Annotated in this window: 16 protein-coding genes; 8 read left to right on the top strand and 8 right to left on the bottom strand. The window is 68.0% G+C overall.

Features of this window, described 5'->3' with window-relative positions; genetic code table 11:
- The first annotated feature begins 177 nt into the window (after positions 1-177).
- Positions 178-1,275 (top strand): Glu/Leu/Phe/Val dehydrogenase dimerization domain-containing protein, encoded by a 1,098-nt coding sequence (locus AC5P99_RS02400; protein WP_005410578.1) that lies wholly within the window; start codon positions 178-180, stop codon positions 1,273-1,275.
- Positions 1,276-1,320: 45 nt separating this feature from the next.
- Here the strand turns inward: AC5P99_RS02400 and AC5P99_RS02395 are convergent, their stop codons facing one another.
- The gene (locus AC5P99_RS02395) at positions 1,321-4,167 is read right to left on the bottom strand and encodes an autotransporter serine protease (RefSeq protein WP_099605967.1); all 2,847 of its coding nucleotides are present in this window, start codon (positions 4,165-4,167) and stop codon (positions 1,321-1,323) included.
- Positions 4,168-4,350: 183 nt separating this feature from the next.
- Between AC5P99_RS02395 and AC5P99_RS02390 the strand changes: the two genes are divergently transcribed.
- The 3 genes from AC5P99_RS02390 to AC5P99_RS02380 all read left to right on the top strand — a co-directional run bounded on the left by AC5P99_RS02390 (position 4,351) and on the right by AC5P99_RS02380 (position 6,560).
- On the top strand, positions 4,351-5,526 hold the full coding sequence (locus AC5P99_RS02390; RefSeq protein WP_033834339.1) for a thiolase family protein: 1,176 nt from the start codon (positions 4,351-4,353) through the stop codon (positions 5,524-5,526).
- Positions 5,527-5,650: 124 nt separating this feature from the next.
- Positions 5,651-5,992 carry a hypothetical protein gene (locus tag AC5P99_RS02385; RefSeq protein WP_005410581.1) on the top strand — a complete coding sequence of 114 codons (342 nt, stop codon included), beginning with the start codon at positions 5,651-5,653 and terminating at the stop codon, positions 5,990-5,992.
- A 157-nt stretch (positions 5,993-6,149) separates the two neighbouring features.
- The gene (locus AC5P99_RS02380; RefSeq protein ID WP_005410582.1) at positions 6,150-6,560 is read left to right on the top strand and encodes a hypothetical protein; all 411 of its coding nucleotides are present in this window, start codon (positions 6,150-6,152) and stop codon (positions 6,558-6,560) included.
- Positions 6,561-6,841: 281 nt separating this feature from the next.
- Here AC5P99_RS02380 and AC5P99_RS02375 read toward each other — a convergent pair whose 3' ends face one another.
- A complete protein-coding gene (locus tag AC5P99_RS02375; protein ID WP_476470642.1) occupies positions 6,842-8,479 on the bottom strand; it encodes an acyl-CoA dehydrogenase family protein in 1,638 nt (545 codons plus the stop codon).
- Between the two features lie 113 nt (positions 8,480-8,592).
- On the opposite strand from AC5P99_RS02375, the gene AC5P99_RS02370 reads away from it, so the two are divergent.
- From AC5P99_RS02370 to pdeM, 4 genes are read left to right on the top strand one after another with little or no spacing between them, the layout of a single operon-like run.
- Entirely contained in the window at positions 8,593-9,591 is a 999-nt protein-coding gene (locus tag AC5P99_RS02370; protein WP_495212856.1) for a ligase-associated DNA damage response exonuclease, read from the top strand.
- On the top strand, positions 9,588-11,195 hold the full coding sequence (locus tag AC5P99_RS02365; RefSeq protein ID WP_495212855.1) for an ATP-dependent DNA ligase: 1,608 nt from the start codon (positions 9,588-9,590) through the stop codon (positions 11,193-11,195). The genes AC5P99_RS02370 and AC5P99_RS02365 overlap by 4 nt, the downstream gene beginning before the upstream one ends.
- Positions 11,192-13,651, top strand: a complete 2,460-nt coding sequence (locus AC5P99_RS02360) for a ligase-associated DNA damage response DEXH box helicase (RefSeq protein WP_495212854.1) — start codon at positions 11,192-11,194, stop codon at positions 13,649-13,651. Before AC5P99_RS02365 ends, AC5P99_RS02360 begins: the two co-directional genes overlap by 4 nt.
- Positions 13,641-14,282, top strand: coding sequence for a ligase-associated DNA damage response endonuclease PdeM (pdeM, locus tag AC5P99_RS02355; RefSeq protein WP_495212853.1), 642 nt, complete (start codon positions 13,641-13,643; stop codon positions 14,280-14,282). The genes AC5P99_RS02360 and pdeM overlap by 11 nt, the downstream gene beginning before the upstream one ends.
- 1 nt (position 14,283) lies before the next feature.
- Here the strand turns inward: pdeM and AC5P99_RS02350 are convergent, their stop codons facing one another.
- The 6 genes from AC5P99_RS02350 to nagZ form a co-directional block, all read right to left on the bottom strand.
- A complete protein-coding gene (locus AC5P99_RS02350; RefSeq protein ID WP_024958257.1) occupies positions 14,284-14,553 on the bottom strand; it encodes a hypothetical protein in 270 nt (89 codons plus the stop codon).
- 180 nt (positions 14,554-14,733) lie between these two features.
- Positions 14,734-16,002, bottom strand: a complete 1,269-nt coding sequence (locus AC5P99_RS02345; RefSeq protein WP_495212852.1) for an FAD-dependent oxidoreductase — start codon at positions 16,000-16,002, stop codon at positions 14,734-14,736.
- Positions 16,003-16,105: 103 nt separating this feature from the next.
- Complete coding sequence (locus AC5P99_RS02340) at positions 16,106-16,312, bottom strand: cold-shock protein (RefSeq protein WP_005410590.1); 207 nt, start codon at positions 16,310-16,312, stop codon at positions 16,106-16,108.
- Between the two features lie 88 nt (positions 16,313-16,400).
- The gene (locus AC5P99_RS02335; protein WP_005410591.1) at positions 16,401-17,147 is read right to left on the bottom strand and encodes an S-methyl-5'-thioinosine phosphorylase; all 747 of its coding nucleotides are present in this window, start codon (positions 17,145-17,147) and stop codon (positions 16,401-16,403) included.
- An 82-nt stretch (positions 17,148-17,229) separates the two neighbouring features.
- Entirely contained in the window at positions 17,230-17,784 is a 555-nt protein-coding gene (locus tag AC5P99_RS02330; protein ID WP_005410592.1) for a hypoxanthine-guanine phosphoribosyltransferase, read from the bottom strand.
- Entirely contained in the window at positions 17,784-18,791 is a 1,008-nt protein-coding gene (gene nagZ / locus AC5P99_RS02325; RefSeq protein ID WP_005414204.1) for a beta-N-acetylhexosaminidase, read from the bottom strand. The genes AC5P99_RS02330 and nagZ overlap by 1 nt, the downstream gene beginning before the upstream one ends.
- Positions 18,792-18,845 lie beyond the last annotated feature (54 nt).

The following is an 18,845-nucleotide window of genomic DNA, read 5'->3' as shown; positions in this document are numbered from 1 at the left end:
TCATCTTCTTTAACCGGAAGGGCGGCGATGTCGACGGCAGCGACCGGGGGAATGGACTAGAATGGCGCCGCGCGACCCGTCCCCCTGCACTGACGACGTCGCTTTTTTTGTTTTGGGACCCTACCGTTCACTGGCCGTTCGCTGCAGTTCGCCGCTGTTCGCGCCATCGGAGACGCCATGCTATTCGAAACCCTCGCCACCACCGGCCACGAACAAGTGGTGTTCTGCCACAACCACGATGCCGGCCTGAAGGCGATCATCGCCATCCACAACACCACCCTGGGCCCCGCCTTGGGCGGCGTGCGCATGCGCCCTTACGCCAGCACCGACGAGGCGCTGGCCGATGTGCTGCGGCTGAGCCGGACGATGACCTACAAGAATGCGCTGGCCGGGCTCAACGTGGGCGGCGGCAAGGCGGTGATCATCGGCGACCCGAAGACGGACAAGACCGAGGTACTGTTCCGCGCCTTCGGCCGCTACGTCGATTCACTGGGCGGCCGCTACATCACCGCCGAGGACGTTGGCACCGACGTCAACGACATGGAGAACATCTACCTGGAGAGCCAGTTCGTGACCGGCGTGCACCAGGTCCATGGTGGCTCCGGCGATCCGGCGCCTTTCACGGCCTACGGCGCACTGCAGGCGCTGATGGCGTCGATGCGCTTCAAGTTCGGCCATGAGGAAGTAGGCAAGACCAGCATCGCGGTGCAGGGTCTGGGCCACATCGGCATGGAACTGGTGAAACTGCTGCGTGACCGCGGTGCCAAGCTGTATGTCACCGACCTGGACAGTGCCCTGGTTGATCGTGCAGTCAGCGATTTCGGCGCCGAGGCGGTCAAGCCGGACGAGATCCACGAAGTGAACGCCGATGTGTTCGCACCGTGTGCGCTGGAAGGCGCGATCAACGCCGACACGCTGCCGCGGATCAAGGCCAAGATCATCTGCGGCACTGCCAACAACCAGCTGTCGAGCCTGGAGATCGGCGACGAACTGCATGCGCGCGGCATCCTCTACGCCCCCGACTACGCCGTCAACGCCGGCGGTGTGATGAACGTGTCGCTGGAGATCGACGGCTACAACCGCGAACGCGCGATGCGCCTGATCCGCAGCATCTACCACAACCTCACCCGCATCTTCGAACTGTCGCAGCGCGAGAACATCGCGCCGCAGCGGGCCGCCGATCGCATTGCGGAAAGCCGCATCCTGTCGATCGGCAAGCTGAAGATGCCGCTGGGCCGCAGCACTCCGCGACTGGGCAACCTGCGCGGCGGCTGAGGCTGCAGACGTCGCGCCGGGAGCCTTCCCGGCGCGACCGATTGCTCAGAACCCGGTGCTGTAGCGCAACGCAGCCTGCCGCGCGCCCTCGCCACCGATACGCTGGTCGAAACCCAGGCTCAAGCGGCCATTGCGGCCCCACCACGATTCCAGCGCGACGCCGATCAGCGCACTGCCGCGCGGCGCATTCCAGCCTGCCAGCGGCGCCCAGGCATCCACGCCGACAAAACTGGCCTGCCAATCGGCGTCACCGCCGTCCAGCCGCTGCTGCCACTCGGCGTGTCCGCGCAGGTTCCAACGCCCCCAGCCCCGCTCGCCACGGATGCCGGCCAGCATCTGGCTGCGCTGCGCGCGGGTGGCATCACCCCGCAGGCCGAAGCCGAAACCGCCCAGCTCATTGAACGCATCGGTATCGACACGCGTGGTGCTGGCACCGAGGTAGGGCGTCACCGAAGCCCCTGCGCGGCCCAGGCGATATCCGCCTTCCACGCTGGCGCTGCTGAAACGCCCGCCGTAACGCGCCGAGACACCATAGGCGCCCGCACCCAGCAGCAGCTGGCGATCCAGCGCGCGGGTGAACTGGCCACTGCCGAACTGGGCCAGCGCATAGCCACGCCCCAGGCTCCAGCCAGCGTACAACTGTGCCTGCGCCTGGCGGTCGCGCCCGCGATCACCGCCGAAGCTGCTGCCTCCATTGCTGCGGGTCTCGCCGAAGGCGACGCCCATCAGGCCGTTGCCGCCCAGAGGCAGATCCTGGCCGGCCATCCAGCCCCGGCTGTCGGCGGCGTTGCCGGCGAAGCTGCCCTGCCCCGCCTCACCCAGCGCGCTCTGCCAGCTCCCGCGCAGGCGCGGGGTGGCCTGTACACGATCGAAGCGCTCGGCAATCGCACGCCGCGACATGTCGATGCTGTCGAAGGTGGCGGCCTCGGCGCGGGCATGCGCCTGGCCGGACAGGCTCTGCAGGCTGTCGGCCAGGCCCTGCTGGCCGCCTCCGGCCCACTGCAGCGCACCGGCTGCCGCACCGAAGGGCGATCCCTGCAGGCCGGTGTTGCCGTCGAGCACTGCGAATGCGCCTTCCAGTCGCTGCGCTGCGGCTTGTGCGGAGGCGCTCAGGCCACTGGCTGCGGCGGTGACGCTGACCTGGTTCACGTTCAACCAGGCGTTGTTGCTGTCGTAGCCATACGTGGGTGCCACCAGGGTCAGCCCCTGCAGGCCGGTAGAAGTGGCTTGGGTACTGAAGGTGCCGTTCAGGCCACCCGCGGCGTGGATGAGGTCCTGGCGCGTTCCGTTCTGCGGCACATAGCCGGAGACGAAGCCGTGCACACGCACACCGCCATTGATCGTTGCGTTGCCGGTGACCTGAAGTGCGTTGGCACCGAGCGCGATCATCAGCTGCGCGCCGGGCTGCTGGGTGTAGTTGCCCTCGATGGTGCCGGTGGTGTTGCCGGTGGTGAGGAACACGCTGCCGCCGTTGACCACATCGCCGATCACCCGCGGCGTGCCACCGTTGAACTGCAGACCGGTGGAATCCGGGTCGGGCTGGGCGAGGATCGTCACATTGGAACGGATCACGCCACCGTTCTGCAGCGTCAGGATGCCGCGCTCGATGCGGGTGGCGCCGGAATAGCTGTTGTTGCCGGCCAGTACCAGCTTGCCTCCGCCCTGCTTGACCAGGCCACCGCTGCCGGTGATGTCGTTGCTCCACATCGAGTTGGTCGAGCCGGCATCAACGTTGGCAACCACATCGCCCCAGTCGAAGCGGCCGGGACCGTTGATCGCGCGACCGATGTCGAGCAGGCCATAGCCGAACACCGGATCCACGCCGGGCGCACCGATGTCCTTGGCAGTGCCCAGCAGGGTCTGCCTCACCAGATCGTTGTTGAAGTAGGGGAAGCGCTGCCAGACCAGCGCCGCCGCACCGGAGACCAGCGGCGCGGCGAACGAGGTGCCGTAGTTCCAGTAGTAGCTGCCACCGTTGGCATCCGGGTAGACCGCGCTGCCCGGCGCTGCCAGGCAGTAGCGGGCCGCCTGGCCGCAGGCATTCGAATAGCTGGCCAGCGCGCCCGGCGTAAACGGGTCCACCGCCGTGGCCACCAGCCAGCCGCGCTCCAGATCGGCCGCCGGAAGCGTGCCTGCCACGCCCTTCTGGCTGGGCAGCGCGGCCAGGCTGCTCGGCTCGCTGCGGCCGTCATTGCCGGCGGCGAACACCACCAGGCCACCGTGGTTGATCACGAACGGCCGGTATTCGGCGGCTACCTGCGCGGTGGTCGGCAGGTCGGTCCAGTACAGGCCGCCCCACGAGTTGTTCATCACCTTCACGTTGTAGCTGATCAGGTCCTGGTGGACCTGGGCCACGCCCAGCGGCCCACTGAAGGCATTGCCCTGGCCACTGCCGTCATCGGTCGGCGGCTTGTCGGAAATGATTCTTGCCGAGACGATCTGGGCGCCTGGCGCGATACCGCCCGGCCAGGTCCCCACTGCTGCGCCGGCGGCGAGGCTGGCCACGGCGGTGCCATGCCCGACCACGTCATCAACCGCCAGGTTGTTCCTGGCGGGATCGATGTAATTGAAGTTGGCCAGCACGCGACCATTCAAGGCCACCGCGTTGCGCTGCACGCCCGAATCGACGATGCCGATGCGCACGCCCTGCCCGGTCAGGCCGGCGGCCTGTGCGGCACGCGCGTTGGTGACTGAAAGATGCGCGTCAAAGGCCGGCTCCTGCGGCTTGGCCGGCGGTGGTGTCGTCGGCGGAGGCGTGGTTGGAGGGGTCGGCGTGGTCGGGGGCGGGTCGACGCGCACGTTGCTGCCGCCTCCGCCGCCTCCACCACAGGCCGTCAGCGCCATCGCCAGCGCGGTTGCCAGCACAGACCTCACCATCATCGTTCGCTCCATCGATTCCTTCCCGTGAACGTTGGCCTGCCTTCATCCCGGCAGGCGTTCGGCGCCGCACAGCGGCAGCCCTCCCCGACCCTCTATACTTGGGCCGACCCCCACGCAGTCTGCCGGGAAACCGGGGCGCATCCAACGGCCTCCGGTCTCCTTTCCGAACATTGCTTACGCATCAACGAGATTGCCATGTCCAACATCGTCATCGCCGCCGCCAAGCGCACCGCCATCGGCTCCTTCCTCGGCCAGTTCAACGGCGTGCCGACCCCGACCCTCGGCGCTGCAGCCATCGCCGCCGCGCTGGAACAATCGGGTGTCCCGGCCAGCGACGTTTCCGAAGTCCTGATGGGCTGCGTGCTGCCGGCCAACCTCGGCCAGGCGCCCGCCCGCCAGGCGGCGATCGCCGCCGGCATCCCGCTGTCGGCCGGTGCCACCACGCTGAACAAGGTGTGCGGCTCGGGCATGAAGACCATCATGCTCGGCCATGACCTGATCAAGGCCGGCTCGGCCAGCATCGTGGTCGCCGGCGGCATGGAATCGATGTCCAACGCCCCGCACATGCTGCCGAACTCCCGTACCGGCAACCGTTTCGGCAACTTCCAGGCGGTCGACCACATGGCCCACGATGGCCTGGTCAACGCCTATGACGGCAAGGCCATGGGCGAATTCGCCGAGTGCGCGGTGGACAAGTACCAGTTCAGCCGCGAAGAGCAGGACGCCTATGCGATCGAGTCGGTCAAGCGCGCGCAGGCTGCCCAGGCCAATGGTGCGTTCGCCGACGAGATCGTCGCGGTGAAGGTAGCCACCCGCAAGGGTGACGTCGAGGTCGCCACCGACGAGCAGCCGGGGCGCTCGGACATCGCCAAGATCCCGACCCTGCGTCCGGCCTTCAAGAAGGACGGCAGCGTGACCGCCGCCAGTTCCTCCAGCATCTCCGACGGTGCCGCCGCGGTGGTGCTGCTGACCGAAGAGGATGCCGCCGCGCGAGGCATCACGCCACTGGCCCGCATCGTCGGCCACGCCACCCACTCGCAGGAACCGGAGTGGTTCACCACCGCGCCGATCGGCGCGCTGCACAAGCTGCTGGGCAAGACCGGCTGGTCGCTGGACCAGGTCGATCTGTTCGAAATCAACGAAGCCTTTGCCGTGGTGGCGATGGCCCCGATGCGCGAACTGGGCATCCCTCACGACAAGCTCAACGTGAATGGCGGCGCCTGCGCACTGGGTCACCCCATCGGTGCCTCCGGCGCACGTCTTGTGGTGACCCTGGTCAACGCTCTGCGCACGCGTGGTGGCAAGCGCGGCATTGCCACCCTCTGCATCGGCGGCGGCGAAGCAACGGCAATCGCCATCGAATTGATTTAAAAAGATTTAACGATGATTTCGCAAAAATGAATGCGGGATCGCTTGACACCCAATCTTGGCTTGTCATCATGTTGTCGGCGCGCAGCATGCGCGTTGCCTAATTCTAACGACGAGGATTTACACAATGAGCATCAACAAGCTGCTGGTCGCGATGTCCCTGGCTCTGGCCCTGGCCGCCTGCTCGAAGCAGGAAGCTGCCCAGGACGCCGCTGCTTCGGCCAACGAAGCCGCCACCGAAGCCCAGGCTGCTGCCGACCAGGCCGCCGCTGCTGGCGCCCAGACCGCCGACGCTGCCCAGCAGGCCGCTGACACCGCCGCCACCGCTGCTGACGCCGCCACCGACGCCGCTGCCCAGACCGCCGGTGCTGCCACCGACGCTGCTGCCGGCGCTGCTGCTGACGCTGCCAAGGCTGCTGAAGGCACCGCTGAGAAGGCCAAGGACGCTGCTGAAGAAGCCAAGAAGTAATAACTTCTTTCTTCACGCTGTTCTGGAAAAGCCGCTGGTTCGCCAGCGGCTTTTTCTTTGCGTGGATGCCGGCGATCAAGCCCCTGCATCGCGACCCGGTCTTCACAACGGCATGAATAGGCTGGCGTCCCCATCCATTGCAGTGCCGGAGACCGCCATGAAGATTCGTCCGATCACCACCACCCTGCTGGCCGCCTCCCTGCTGCTGGCCCTGGCCGCCTGCAAGGGCCCGGAAGCCGAACAGGCCAAGCAGGACGCGCAGCAGGCGGCCGACAGCGCCGGCGCTGCCGCCCGCGACGCCGTCGACAAGGCTGCTGCCGCCACCCGCGAAGCCGCCGACAAGACCGCCGCCGCTTCCGAGCAGGCCGCCGCCGATACCCAGCAGGCGCTGGACAAGGCCGCAGACGCCACTGCCAACGCCGCCGACAAGGCCAAGGACGCCGCAACCGACGCCGCCGCGCACGCCAGCGACGCCACCGCCGACGCCGCGCAGAAGGTCGCCGACAAGGCCCGCGATGTCGCCAATGACGCCAAGGCCAACGCCGCCAAGGAAGAAGCCAAGCACTAAGCCTTACCGGCAGCCGAGCACCGGCTCGGCTCCACAGGAAAAGCCGCGGCACTGCCGCGGCTTTTCTGCTTTTCGCTCCCTGCTTCTTCTGTTGATTCCGTGGTGTGCGCCCACGGAAAGTGTCCAAGGACGCGCGGGTAGGTGGCGCAGGGGCGTAAGCGCCATGGATGGCGCGCCCCAGCCTACAAGGACGTATTCACGGCGCCCCCTGCGCGACCTACCCGCGCGGCCCACCCATCAGTATCAGCGCCCACCACGAGGGGCTCCGCCGTTGGCCGCCCCTACGGCAGCGCGCGCGCCAGCATCGCCGTCAGCTCCAGCCCCGCCGGCAGCGTCCCGAACGCCAGCCCATGCTCCCCTTCCAGCCGGCTACGCACGAACGCCTCCGCCATCGGACTGCGCGCACGCAGCAGCAGCGCCGCCTGCAGCAGCAGCGCAGTGCGCTCGCAGAACAGCCGCGCCTGCGCTTCCTCCGGTGGCGGCGCCGCTGCCCAACGCTGCAATGCTGCTGCATAGCGCGCATCACGGTCAGCCACCGACGCCAGCTCACCGCGCAACGCCGCCATCGCCTCCGGTTCACGCGCCAGCGCACGCAGCACATCCAGGCACTGGATGTTGCCGCTGCCCTCCCAGATCGAATTCAACGGTGCCTGCCGGTAAAGGCGGGGCAGCATCGACTCCTCAACGTAGCCGGCACCGCCCAGGCATTCCTGCGCTTCATTGACGAAGGCCGGCGCACGCTTGCACAGCCAGTACTTGCCCAGCGCCGTCCCCAACCGCGCCATCGCCGCTTCATTGGCATCCACACCGGCACGATCCACCGCGCGTGCGATGCGCATCGCCAACACCGTGGCTGCTTCCGACTCCAGCGCCAGATCAGCCAGCACGTTGGTCATCAGCGAGTGCTCCACCAGCAGCTTGCCGAAGGTGCGCCGATGGCGTGCATGATGCAGCGCCTGCGCCAGCGCCATGCGCATCTCCGCGGCCGCACCCAGCATGCAGTCCAGACGGGTCATCATCACCATGCCGATGATGGTCGCCACGCCACGCCCTTCTTCGCCCACGCGCCATGCCTGCGCGCCACAGAACTCGACCTCGCTGGACGCATTGGACCAGTCACCCAGCTTGTCCTTCAGCCGCATCAGCCTGAATGCATTGCGGTCGCCATCGGCCAGCCGGCGCGGCATCAGCAGACAGGTCAGCCCGCCCGGTGCCTGCGCCAGCACCAGGAAGCCATCGCACATCGGCGCGGAAAAGAACCACTTGTGGCCGACCAGGCGGTAACGTTCGCCATCGATCGGCTCGGCGCGCGTGCTGTTCGCACGTACATCCGAGCCGCCCTGCTTCTCGGTCATGCCCATGCCCAGCGTGATGCCGATCTTGTCCGCCACCGGCACGTCGCGCGGGTCATAGACCGGCGCGGCGGCCTTGCGCGCCCATTCGGCCAGGTGCGGCTGCGACTGCAGCACTGCCACCGCCGCATGGGTCATGGTCAAGGGGCAACTGGTGCCGGCTTCGGCCTGGTGGTGCAGGTAGCTCAGCGCCGCACGCGCGACGTGTGCGCTGGGCTGCGGCTCGTGCCAGGACAGACCCGCCACGCCATGCTGCTTCGCTGCGGACATCAGCTGGTGGTACGCAGGGTGGAACTCGACCGTATCAATGCGGTGGCCCTGCGCATCGTGCGTACGCAGCCGCGGGCGATCACGGTTGGCATCGAAGCCGAGCCGGTACAGCTCGTCGCCGGCCAAGGCCCCGTACACGGCCAGGCGTGGCGCTAAGGCACCGGCACCCTCGCGATGCACCGCCTCCGCCAACGCCACATCGTCGGTCCACAGCTGGCGGCCCGCGAACGGTGGCGGCTGGTTCAGCACCACATGGGTTTCAAACGGCGCGTTGCTGCTGAAGCTGGGTCCACTCATCCGGTCCATCCTGGCGGCAAGAGGTATGCGGTCCGATTGTGCCGCATGCCCCGCCAAGCCCGTGTTCAGGCCGGTTCTCACCGCCTGCACGAAGCGCAGGCCACAGTGGCCGCATGGAAGGCAATGACGATCTGGTGGTGCTGCGTCCGGAGGGGCTGTACTGCGCCGCAGGAGATTTCCACATCGATCCCTGGCGCCCGGTGCCGCGCGCGGTCATCACCCATGGCCACGGCGACCACGCGCGCCCGGGCATGGGCGAATACCACTGCAGCGAAGGAAGCCTGCCGATCCTGCGCTGGCGGCTGGGCGATGTTGGCGTGCAGGCACACGCCGAGGGGGTGCGGTTCCGCTTGGGCCGGGTGCAGGTATCGCTGCATCCGGCCGGTCATGTGCTCGGTTCGTCGCAGGTGCGCATCGACGATGGTGAACGGGTGTGGGTGGCGTCCGGCGACTACAAGCGCCAACCCGACCCGACCTGCACGCCCTTCGAAGTGGTGCCCTGCGATACGTTCATTACCGAAGCGACGTTCGCGCTGCCGATCTATCGCTGGCCGGACACCCCGGCGGTCGCCGCAGAGATCGTGGCGTGGCGCCGCGAATGCGAACAACGTGGCGAAGCGGCGATCCTGCTGTGCTATGCACTCGGCAAGGCGCAGCGGGTGCTGGCCGAGTTGTTGCCACTGGACGACCGCCCCGCGTGGCTGCACGGCGCCATCGCCAATGGCGTGTCGGTCTACCGGCAGGCCAACATCCCGATGCTGGAGACGCTCACCGTCGCCGAACAGGGGCGTCAACCCGATGCCGCCGGCCAGTTGATCCTGGCCCCACCCTCGGCCGCAGGCACGCCGTGGATGCGCCGCTTCGGGCCGCATCAACTGGGGTTCGCCTCGGGGTGGATGCAGCTGCGCGGCAACCGGCGGCGCCGCAACGTCGACCGGGGCTTCGTCATTTCCGATCACGCTGATTGGCCCGCGCTGCTGCAGACCATCGAACAGACCGGCGCGCAGCGGGTCATCGCCACCCATGGCAATACCGATGCATTGATTCCGTTCCTGCGCGAGCGCGGCGTGGCGGCTGAAGCCTTTCGCACCGACTTCGGGAGCGAGGAATGAAGGCGTTCGCCGCGCTCTACCAGCGCCTGGACCGCAGTACTGCGACGCTGGACAAGCGCGCCGCACTGGTCGACTACTTCCGCCACGCAGCGGCGCACGATGCGGCGTGGGCGCTGTACCTGCTCAGCGGCGGCAAGGTCGGCGGCACACGTCGCAGGATCGCCGCCAGTGGTGAGCTGCGCAGCTGGATTGCCGAGGAATCCGGACTGCCCGCCTGGCTGGTGGAAGACAGCTACGCTCAGGTCGGCGATCTGGCCGAAACACTGACACTGCTGCTGGATGACCCCTTGCATCCCGCCGCCGACCGGCCGTTGTCGGACTGGATCGAGCAGCATCTGCTGGCGGTGGCCAACCAGCCCGAAGTGGTGCGCCGTGCGGCGGTCGTCGCCGGCTGGCGGCAGCTGTGCAGCGGCGAGCGCCTGGTGTTCAACAAGCTGCTCACCGGCGCGCTGCGCGTGGGTGTCTCGCAACGGCTGGTGCAGCAGGCGCTGGCAGAATGGTCCGGCCTGGACATCGCGCGCATCGCCCAGCGCATGCTCGGCGAGTGGGTGCCCTCTCCCGCGTTGCTGGGGCAGCTGCTGTCGCCGGATGAACTGCCACTGGACCGGCAGCAGCCGTACCCGTTCTTCCTGGCCTCACCGCTGGAGGGCGAACCGGGCGAACGGCTGGGTCCGGTCGAAGACTGGCTGCTGGAGTGGAAGTGGGATGGAATCCGTCTGCAGCTGCTGCGCCGACGCGGTGAAGTGGCGCTGTGGTCACGTGGCGAAGAACGGCTGGATGGCCGCTTCCCGGAAATTGAACAGGCCGCGATGGCGCTGCCCGACGGCTGCGTGCTGGACGGAGAACTGCTGGCCTGGGACGAGAGCGACGACCTGCCACGCGCCTTCACCGCGCTGCAGACCCGCATCCAGCGTCGCAAGCCCGGTGCAGCGACCTTGCGCAACACCCCGGTGCGCGTGCTTGCCTACGACCTGCTTGAACGCGATGGCGAGGATCTGCGCGGGCTGCCACTGCAGCAACGGCGTGCACAGTTGGCCGAGGTCATCGGTGCCCTCGGCGATACGCGCATCCAGCTGTCGCCCGACGTACCCGCTGGAGACTGGCTGCAGGCGGCCACGTCGCGGGAGGCCGCCCGTGAGCGGGGCGTGGAAGGGTTGATGCTGAAACGCCGGACGTCCGCCTACCAGTCAGGGCGACGGCGCGGCGACTGGTGGAAATGGAAGGTCGACCCCCTGACCATCGATGCCGTGCTGCTGTATGCGCAGGCCGGCCATGGACGGCGCAGCACGCTGTACACCGATTACACCTTCGGCGTCTGGGACGGCGATACGCTGGTGCCGGTGGCCAAGGCCTATTCGGGCCTGGATGACAAGGAAATCCTGGCCCTCGATCGCTGGATCCGCGCCAACACCCGTGAACGGTTTGGCCCGGTGCGCAGCGTGCGTGCCGAACAGGTGTTTGAACTGGGCTTCGAGGCAGTCAACCGCAGCAGCCGGCACAAATCCGGCATCGCCGTGCGCTTTCCCCGCATCCTGCGCTGGCGCCACGACAAGCCCGCCGCCGAAGCCGACCAGCTGGCCACGCTGCAGGCGCTGGCGCGATGAACCGCCGCGAGGCGTTGCGCCGGCTGGAAGACTGGTTCGCTGCGCGCGGCTGGCGCTCATTGCCGTTCCAGCGCGCGATGTGGCGGCACTATCTGGCAGGCGACTCCGGGCTGCTGCACACCCCCACCGGCAGCGGCAAGACGCTGGCCATGTTCGGCGGCCCGCTGCTGCAGGCGATGCTCGATCCACCGTCGGCACCGCGCCGGGCCAGCGCGGTGCGGCCGCTGCAAGTGCTGTGGGTGACGCCGCTGCGGGCATTGGCCAGTGATACCGCACGTGCACTGCAGGCAGTGGTCGACGGGCTGGGCTTGGGCTGGCGGGTCGGCCTTCGCAGCGGCGATGCCAGCAACCGCGAGCGCCGGCAGGCCCGCGAAGGCCGCGTCGACGTACTGGTGACCACGCCGGAATCGCTGGCACTGCTGCTGAGCTATCCCGACACACTGCCACGCATGCGCCAGCTGCGCTGCGTGGTGGTGGACGAATGGCATGAACTGCTGGGCAACAAGCGCGGCGTCCTGCTGCAGCTGAACCTGGCGGTGCTGCGCGACGCCGCCCCTTCCCTGCAGCTTTGGGGACTGTCGGCCACGCTGGGCAACCTGCCGCAGGCCCGCGACGTGCTGCTGCCTGGCCAACAGGATGCACCGATCGTACAGGGCGTTCGTCCGCGCGCGATCAGCGTGCGCAGCCTGCTGCCGGAACCGGGTGAACGTTTCCCTTGGGCGGGGCATCTCGGCCTGGCGCAGCTGCCGCGCGTGCTGGACGCGCTGATGGCCGTACGCAGCAGCCTGCTGTTCACCAACACCCGCGCGCAGGCCGAGCTGTGGCACCAGGCGCTGGCTGCGGTATGGCCGGAAGACGCGGACACGCTGGCACTACATCATGGCTCGCTGGATCCAGCACTGCGCCAGCAGGTGGAAGACGGCCTGCGCGCAGGCGCGTTGCGCTGCGTGGTGGCGACCTCCAGCCTCGACCTCGGCGTGGATTTCCCGGAGGTTGAACAGGTACTGCAGCTGGGCAGCCCCAAGGGCGTGGCGCGGCTGCGCCAGCGCGCCGGGCGCGCACGCCATCGTCCCGGCGCCGGGGGGGCCATCGTCTGCATACCCAGCCACGCACTGGAACTGGCCGAATATGCAGCGGTGCGCCGCGCACTGCACGAAGGCGTGGTCGAAGCGCGTCGACCGCCGACGTTGTCACTGGACGTGCTGGCACAGCATGCGGTCAGCCGCGCCCTCGCTGGCGGCTTTGACAGTGATGCGCTGCTGGCGCAGGTGCGTCGCACCCATGCCTTCGCCACGCTGGGCGATGAACAATGGCGGGCCGTGCTGGACTTCATCGTGCAGGGTGGGCAGGCGCTGGCGCAGTACCCCGATTTCCACAAGGTCGTGCGCGATGCCGATGGCAGCTACCGCATGCACGATCGCCGCCAGGCGCTGCGGCACCGCCTGTCGATCGGCACCATCAGCAGCGATGGCAGCGTGCGCGTGCAGTTCCTGCGCGGTGGCGGGCTTGGTGCAGTGGAGGAGCAGTTCGCCAGCCGCCTGCGTCGCGGCGACCGTTTCCAGTTCGCCGGGCGCCTGCTGGAACTGGTGCAGCTGCGCGACATGACCGCTTTCGTGCGGCTGGCACGAGGGCGCGATGATGGTGTGGTGCCGCGCTGGCAGGGAGGCCAGTTGCCGCTGTCGATGCCACTCGGCCGTGAGCTGGAGTGGGTGCTGTCCGGCGCCGACGACAGTGCCGAATCCCGCTGGTTGTCACCGTTGCTGGCACTGCAGCAGCAGCTGTCGGCGCTTCCCGGCCCAGAGCACCTGCTGGTGGAAGAGGTGCGGCGCCGCGAAGGCCAGTTCATGTTCGTCTACCCCTTTGCCGGCCGCCACGTACACGAGGCACTGGCCGCGCTGTTGGCGCTGCGCTGCACCCGCCAGCAACGCAACAGCATTGGCTATGCGGTGAACGATCATGGCCTGGTGCTGGCGCCGGCGCGGCCGATCGATCTGGATGAGGCGCAATGGCGTGCGTTGTTCGGCAATGACCGGTTGCTGGCCGATCTGCGCGAGGCAGTGAACCTGGGCGAGCTGGCGCGACGTCAGTTCCGGGGCATCGCACGCGTAGCAGGCCTGCTGGTGCCCAGCCTGCCCGGTGGCATGCCACGGTCGCTGCGCCAGCTGCAGGCGTCCGCGGGCCTGCTGTACGACGTGCTGCGCGAGCACGATCCGGAACACCTGCTGCTGGCGCTGGCGGAACATGAAGTGCTGTACGACAGCCTCGACCTGCCGGGCGTGCAGCAGGTACTGGAGCGGATCGGCACGCAGCAGCTGTCGCTGCAGCGACCGTCATCACTCACGCCGCTGGGCTTTCCATTGTGGGCCGAACGCCTGCGCGGTCAGTTCAGCAATGAAGACTGGCGTATGCGCGTGCAGCGCGCGGCCGAGCAACTGGAGCGCCGCCATGACCGATGAATTGCCGCTGCTGCTCGCTGGTGAGCCCGTGGTCCTGGTGGGCGCGCGTGCGCTGTACTGGCCCGCGCGGCAGGCACTGCTGATCGCAGACCTCCACCTGGGCAAGGCCGATGTGTTCCGTCGCGCCGGCATCGCGTTGCCCAGCGGCGGCACTGGCGAAGACCTGCAACGCTTGCAGCGGCTTCTGGACCTGCATGCCTGCCGCGAGCTGTGGATCCTGGGCGACATCCTGCATGGGCCGGCGCATCGCGCTGCGTGGTACCAGCAATGGCTGGGATGGCGTGAACGCAATGCTTCGCTGGACGTGCATGTCCTGCGCGGTAATCACGACCGCCAGCTGCCGCATGCGCAGTTGCAGGTCCAGATCCACGATGAAGTACGACTGCGGCCGTTCCTGCTTCGGCATGAGCCGATGCCCGATGCGGCGCTGCATGTGATCGCCGGGCATCTGCACCCGCAGGTTGCCTTGAGGCCACTGCGACGGCGCTTCCCCGCGTTCTGGCTGCGTGACCGGATGACGGTCCTGCCGGCCTTCTCCGCATTCACTGCAGGCATCGTGCCTGCCCCCGCCCGCGGCGAACAGATGATCGCCTGCGTGGAAAGCGGCCTGGTGGAACTGCCGGTCGCCTGACTCAGGCCGGGCCAATGCCCAGCTGCGGCATCAACTGGAAATCAGGGGTGTCATTCTCACGCCGCCGCGGCAAGGCCTGGATTGCCGCCAGCATCTCCTGCGCGCAGGTACGGATGCGTGCGTGGTGTTCCGGCGACGCATGGCTGACCAGGCTGCCGACATGGAACTCGAATACATCCTCCAGTACGTCGGGCTGGTCCTCGTGCAGCATCTGCAGCAGTCCACGCAGCTTGCAGATTTCCGATTCCAGCTCTTCGACCGCGAACAACATGGCGTCCTCCTGTTCAACATCAAGCGGCACGTCCGGGCCGCAACAGGCCGCAACAACAGCGCTGCCCGGGCCACGCGCGATGTTGATCACGGAAAGGAAAACGGGCGACGCGCAGTCGCGTGCAACCTACTTCTCGCACATCCGCGGTGAGGCAACCGTTAATTCACGTGACGGCACGCTTCACGCGCCGGCCGTGATCGCGTTGCTGCGAGGTATCTCCATCGTCGTCGCCAATGCGTCGATAAAGGCCGGATCCAGCGTGAGCGAACCGAACCACCCCTGCTGCGTGCCGCTGAGCACGCGCAGCATGTGGCCACGGCCTCCGGGCAGGCGCCCCATCGGGCCCAGCAGCACGTCGCGCGTCTTCGCCCAGGCATCGCGATCGGACTGGAACAGCGGCGTCAGCCAGCGACTCCAGCGCTGGTAGACCGCCACGTGGGCCCTGCGTTGCGCCTGGTAGGCCTGCAACGCTTCGGCACCACCGCCATGCGCGCGCACCGCATCGCGCAGCGCCAGCGCATCGAGCAGCGCCATGTTCACCCCCTGCCCCAGCTGCGGGCTCATCGCGTGCGCCGCATCACCTGCCAGCACCATGCGGCCCTGGTGCCAGCGCGTCATCACTGCATCGCGATAGACCGCGCGCGCCAGCTGGCCGGCATCGCGCAGGTGGGCGAAGCGCGCACTGGCCTGCGGCCACAGCGCATGCAGCTCGTCCAGCCAGAGCGTCATGCCATCGGCCTGCCAGCGCTCGAAGTCGGTGCGTGGCAGGCTCCAGAAGAAACTCAGGCGCGGCGTGTCATCGCCGGGGCGCGTGCCGACCGGCAACAGGCCGATCATCTTGCGCGCGGCCACGTAGCGCTGCCGCAGCTCCTGCACATGCGGCCAGTCTTCGGCCGGCAACAGGCACCACAGCGCTCCCCACGGATACACGCGGTCCAGCCCGGCACCGCCGGCAATGGTGCTGCGCAGCGTAGAGGCCGCGCCATCGGCGGCCACCACCAGGTCGAACGGGCCATGCAGGCGCCCTTCGCTGTCGCGCAGGCGGCCCTGCTCGGCATCCACGGCGGCGATGGTGACGCCCGCATGCAGATTGCCTGCCCCCCCGCGCGCCTGGTCCAACAGCGAGAACAACGCCCCACGCTGCATGCCCAGGCCATGCAGGCGCGCATCCAGACCGTCGTAGCGCATGTCCATCACCGCGCGCTCGCATGGCGTGTCGCCATACAGGCGGTGCACCGGCGCGGCATGCGCGCGCACCGCATCCAGCAGGCCCATCTGCCACAGCACCTGCAGGCCGCTGGGCTGCAGCAGGAAACCGGCACCCACCGGTCCCGGCGTCGGCACGCGCTCGAATATCTCTACCTCGTGGCCGTCACGGGTGAGGAGGATGGACACTGCCTGTCCAGCGGTGCCGTAGCCGATCACGGCGATACGCAGTCGTTCCGTCATGGCCACATTGTGCCCGAGGCGGGTGGACCGCGAACCGGCCGCGGGCACGCCACGCAAAAAAAAACCCCGCCGAAGCGGGGTTTTCAACGCACTGTCGAGTGGATCACTCGGCCGGCGTGATGTTCGAAGCCTGGGCACCCTTCGGGCCCTGGGTCACGTCATAGGTGACACGCTGGCCTTCCTGCAGGCTGCGGAAGCCCTTGGAGTTGATGGCGGAGAAGTGCGCGAACACGTCGGCGCTGCCATCCTCCGGCGAGATGAAGCCAAATCCCTTGGCGTCGTTGAACCACTTGACGGTACCGTTCGGCATGGTGATGCGAGACCTTATGCAATGAATGGGTGGTGTACGCTGAACCCGCGCACAAGCTGAGTATGCAAAGCTTGCTCGGGGAAGACAATCACCCCCGCGCCAATTCGCCCACCAGTTCCGGAAGTCCGTTGCTGGCCGCCTGTACGTTGGCCAGCACTTCGGCCATCGTAATCTCCTCGCCATCACCACAGCCGGCAGCCCAGTTGGCGATGATCGCCAGGCAGGCGTAATCCAGCCCCAGTTCGCGTGCCAGCGCGGCTTCCGGCATGCCGGTCATGCCCACCAGGTCGCAGCCGTCGCGGCGCATGCGGGCGATTTCAGCGATGGTTTCCAGGCGCGGGCCCTGCGTTGCGCCGTAGCAGCCACCGTCATGGACCGTGACGCCGGTCACTTTGGCCGCCGCCAGGATCTTGCTGCGCAGCATCGGCGTGTACGGGTGGCCGAAATCGACGTGGACCACATCGGTGCCCTCTTCTTCACAGATGGTGCTGATGCGGCCCCAGGTGTAGTCGATGATCTGGTCCGGGCAGGCCAGCACGCGCGGGCCGAAGTTCTCGGTGATGCCACCGACCGTGTTCAACGCCAACACGCGCTGCGCGCCCAGCTGCTGCAGCGCGGCCAGGTTGGCGCGGTAGTTGATCTTGTGCGGCGGCAGCGAGTGGCCTTCACCATGGCGCGCCAGGAACGCCACGCGATGGCCGAGCAGCGTGCCGACGCGCACCGGACCGGACGGGCGGCCGAAGCGGGTGTCGACCTCGTGGGTCTGCACGTCGTCAAGCTTGGCCAGGTTGTAGACACCGGTACCGCCGATCACGGCCAGGGCGATCTGTTGCATTCGAAGCACTCCATGAAAAGACGAACGCCGGCACCCGAGGATGCCGGCGGCAGAAGAAGACGCGCCGCGGGCGGCTGCGCCGTTATTCCTTCATCGCGTAGATGGCCGGCACGCAGCGCAGGGTTTCGTTGACGTCCATGCCGAAGCCGAACACGTAGCGGTCCGGCAGTTCGATGCCGGCGTAGTCGGCGGTCACGTCCGGCAGCGCGCGGTCGTGCTTCTTCACCGTCATCGCGGCGATGCGCACGTCGGTTGCGCCCTGTTCCAGGCACCAGGTGCGAACGCCCTGCAGGGTGTAGCCCTCGTCAAGGATGTCGTCGACCAGCAGCACGCGGCGGCCGAACAGCGAGGTGGCCGGCTTGTGCTTCCAGACCAGGTCGCCACCGGTGGTTTCACCGCGGTAACGGGTGGCGTGCAGGTAATCGAACTGCACGTCCTGGCCGCGCGCGCCCAGTTCCAGCGCCAGCTGGCCGGCGAACGGCAGCGCGCCGTGCATGATCGACAGGAACAGCGGCACCTCGCCCTTGTAGTCGCGCGCGATGGCGTCGGCGATACCAGCGATGGCCTTGTCGATGGTGGGGCGGTCGACCAGCAGGTCAGCCTGGGCCAGGGCCTGGGAAATGGTGAGGTTGGGCATCAGACGGTTCTTCCAAGGGTTTCAAGCAGACGGGTTTGGGTGTCGCCATGGCGGGCATCGGCCAGCAGGCCATCCCAGCCAAGCGCGCCGCGGCCGATCAAGCCCAGCAGCGCAGCGGTATTGAGGGAGCGCCCCTGCACCGCGTGCAGGGCTTCATCGACCAGCTCCGGGTGGCAGACCAGCACCACGTCGCAGCCGGCGTCCAGATGGGCGTGCACGCGCGCCGGCACGCCGCCGGCGCTGTGCGAGGCGGCCATGCCGATGTCGTCGGAGAACACCACGCCACGGAAGCCGAGCTCGCCGCGCAGGATGTCCTGGATCCAGCGCGGCGAGTAACCTGCCGGTTCAGGCGCAATCTGCGGGTAGATCACGTGCGCCATCATCACCGCATCGGCACCGGCAGCGATGCCGGCCTGGAACGGCACCAGGTCCTGCGCGCGCAGCTCGTCCAGCGCGCGCGGATCGATCGCAGTATCGACGTGGGTGTCTTCCAGCACGGTGCCGTGGCCGGGGAAATGCTTGAGCGTGGCGGCCATGCCGACCGAGTGCATGCCACGCACGTAGGCGGCGGTGAACGCGGCCACCACCTGCGGGTCTTCACTGAAGGCGCGGTTGCCGATGGCACGGTTGCCACGGCCAAGGTCGACCACCGGCGCGAAGCTCAGGTCCAGGCCGCTGGCGCGTACTTCGCTGGCCATCAGCCAGGCGTGCCGTTCGGCCAATGCCAAGGCCTGCTGCGGGTCGGTGGCATACAGGGCACCAATGTCCTGCAGTGGCGGCAGATCGCTGTAACCCTCGCGGAAACGCTGTACGCGACCGCCTTCCTGGTCCACGCAGATCAGCTGCGGGCGCGGCGCGGCGGCGCGGATCGCCGCGCTCAGATCGGTCACCTGCTGGCGGGAGGCGAAGTTGCGCTTGAACAGCACCACCCCGGCCACGGCATCGTGCTGCAGCCAGTCACGTTCCTGGGCGGTCAGTTCGGTGCCGGCAACGCCGATCAGCAGCATGGTCGATCTCCACAACGCGCGCCCGCATGGCGCAGTGCCGCATTGTCGCAGAAC

It is taken from the genome of Stenotrophomonas sp. YJH_SMC_80 (assembly GCF_059372495.1).
Note: the sequence above shows the minus strand (reverse complement) of the source record. Positions and strands in the feature narration are given on the sequence as shown.

What these genes read in the sequence shown, in the direction of transcription:
- AC5P99_RS02375 (WP_476470642.1), bottom strand. Translation starts at nt 8,479, where the DNA reads ATGAGTGGACCCAGCTTCAGCAGCAACGCGCCGTTTGAAACCCATGTG.
- AC5P99_RS02385 (WP_005410581.1), top strand. Translation starts at nt 5,651, where the DNA reads ATGAGCATCAACAAGCTGCTGGTCGCGATGTCCCTGGCTCTGGCCCTG.
- AC5P99_RS02365 (WP_495212855.1), top strand. Translation starts at nt 9,588, where the DNA reads ATGAAGGCGTTCGCCGCGCTCTACCAGCGCCTGGACCGCAGTACTGCG.
- pdeM (WP_495212853.1), top strand. Translation starts at nt 13,641, where the DNA reads ATGACCGATGAATTGCCGCTGCTGCTCGCTGGTGAGCCCGTGGTCCTG.
- AC5P99_RS02390 (WP_033834339.1), top strand. Translation starts at nt 4,351, where the DNA reads ATGTCCAACATCGTCATCGCCGCCGCCAAGCGCACCGCCATCGGCTCC.
- AC5P99_RS02380 (WP_005410582.1), top strand. Translation starts at nt 6,150, where the DNA reads ATGAAGATTCGTCCGATCACCACCACCCTGCTGGCCGCCTCCCTGCTG.
- AC5P99_RS02370 (WP_495212856.1), top strand. Translation starts at nt 8,593, where the DNA reads ATGGAAGGCAATGACGATCTGGTGGTGCTGCGTCCGGAGGGGCTGTAC.
- AC5P99_RS02360 (WP_495212854.1), top strand. Translation starts at nt 11,192, where the DNA reads ATGAACCGCCGCGAGGCGTTGCGCCGGCTGGAAGACTGGTTCGCTGCG.
- AC5P99_RS02330 (WP_005410592.1), bottom strand. Translation starts at nt 17,784, where the DNA reads ATGCCCAACCTCACCATTTCCCAGGCCCTGGCCCAGGCTGACCTGCTG.
- AC5P99_RS02335 (WP_005410591.1), bottom strand. Translation starts at nt 17,147, where the DNA reads ATGCAACAGATCGCCCTGGCCGTGATCGGCGGTACCGGTGTCTACAAC.
- AC5P99_RS02350 (WP_024958257.1), bottom strand. Translation starts at nt 14,553, where the DNA reads ATGTTGTTCGCGGTCGAAGAGCTGGAATCGGAAATCTGCAAGCTGCGT.
- AC5P99_RS02340 (WP_005410590.1), bottom strand. Translation starts at nt 16,312, where the DNA reads ATGCCGAACGGTACCGTCAAGTGGTTCAACGACGCCAAGGGATTTGGC.
- AC5P99_RS02395 (WP_099605967.1), bottom strand. Translation starts at nt 4,167, where the DNA reads ATGGAGCGAACGATGATGGTGAGGTCTGTGCTGGCAACCGCGCTGGCG.
- AC5P99_RS02345 (WP_495212852.1), bottom strand. Translation starts at nt 16,002, where the DNA reads ATGACGGAACGACTGCGTATCGCCGTGATCGGCTACGGCACCGCTGGA.
- AC5P99_RS02400 (WP_005410578.1), top strand. Translation starts at nt 178, where the DNA reads ATGCTATTCGAAACCCTCGCCACCACCGGCCACGAACAAGTGGTGTTC.
- nagZ (WP_005414204.1), bottom strand. Translation starts at nt 18,791, where the DNA reads ATGCTGCTGATCGGCGTTGCCGGCACCGAACTGACCGCCCAGGAACGT.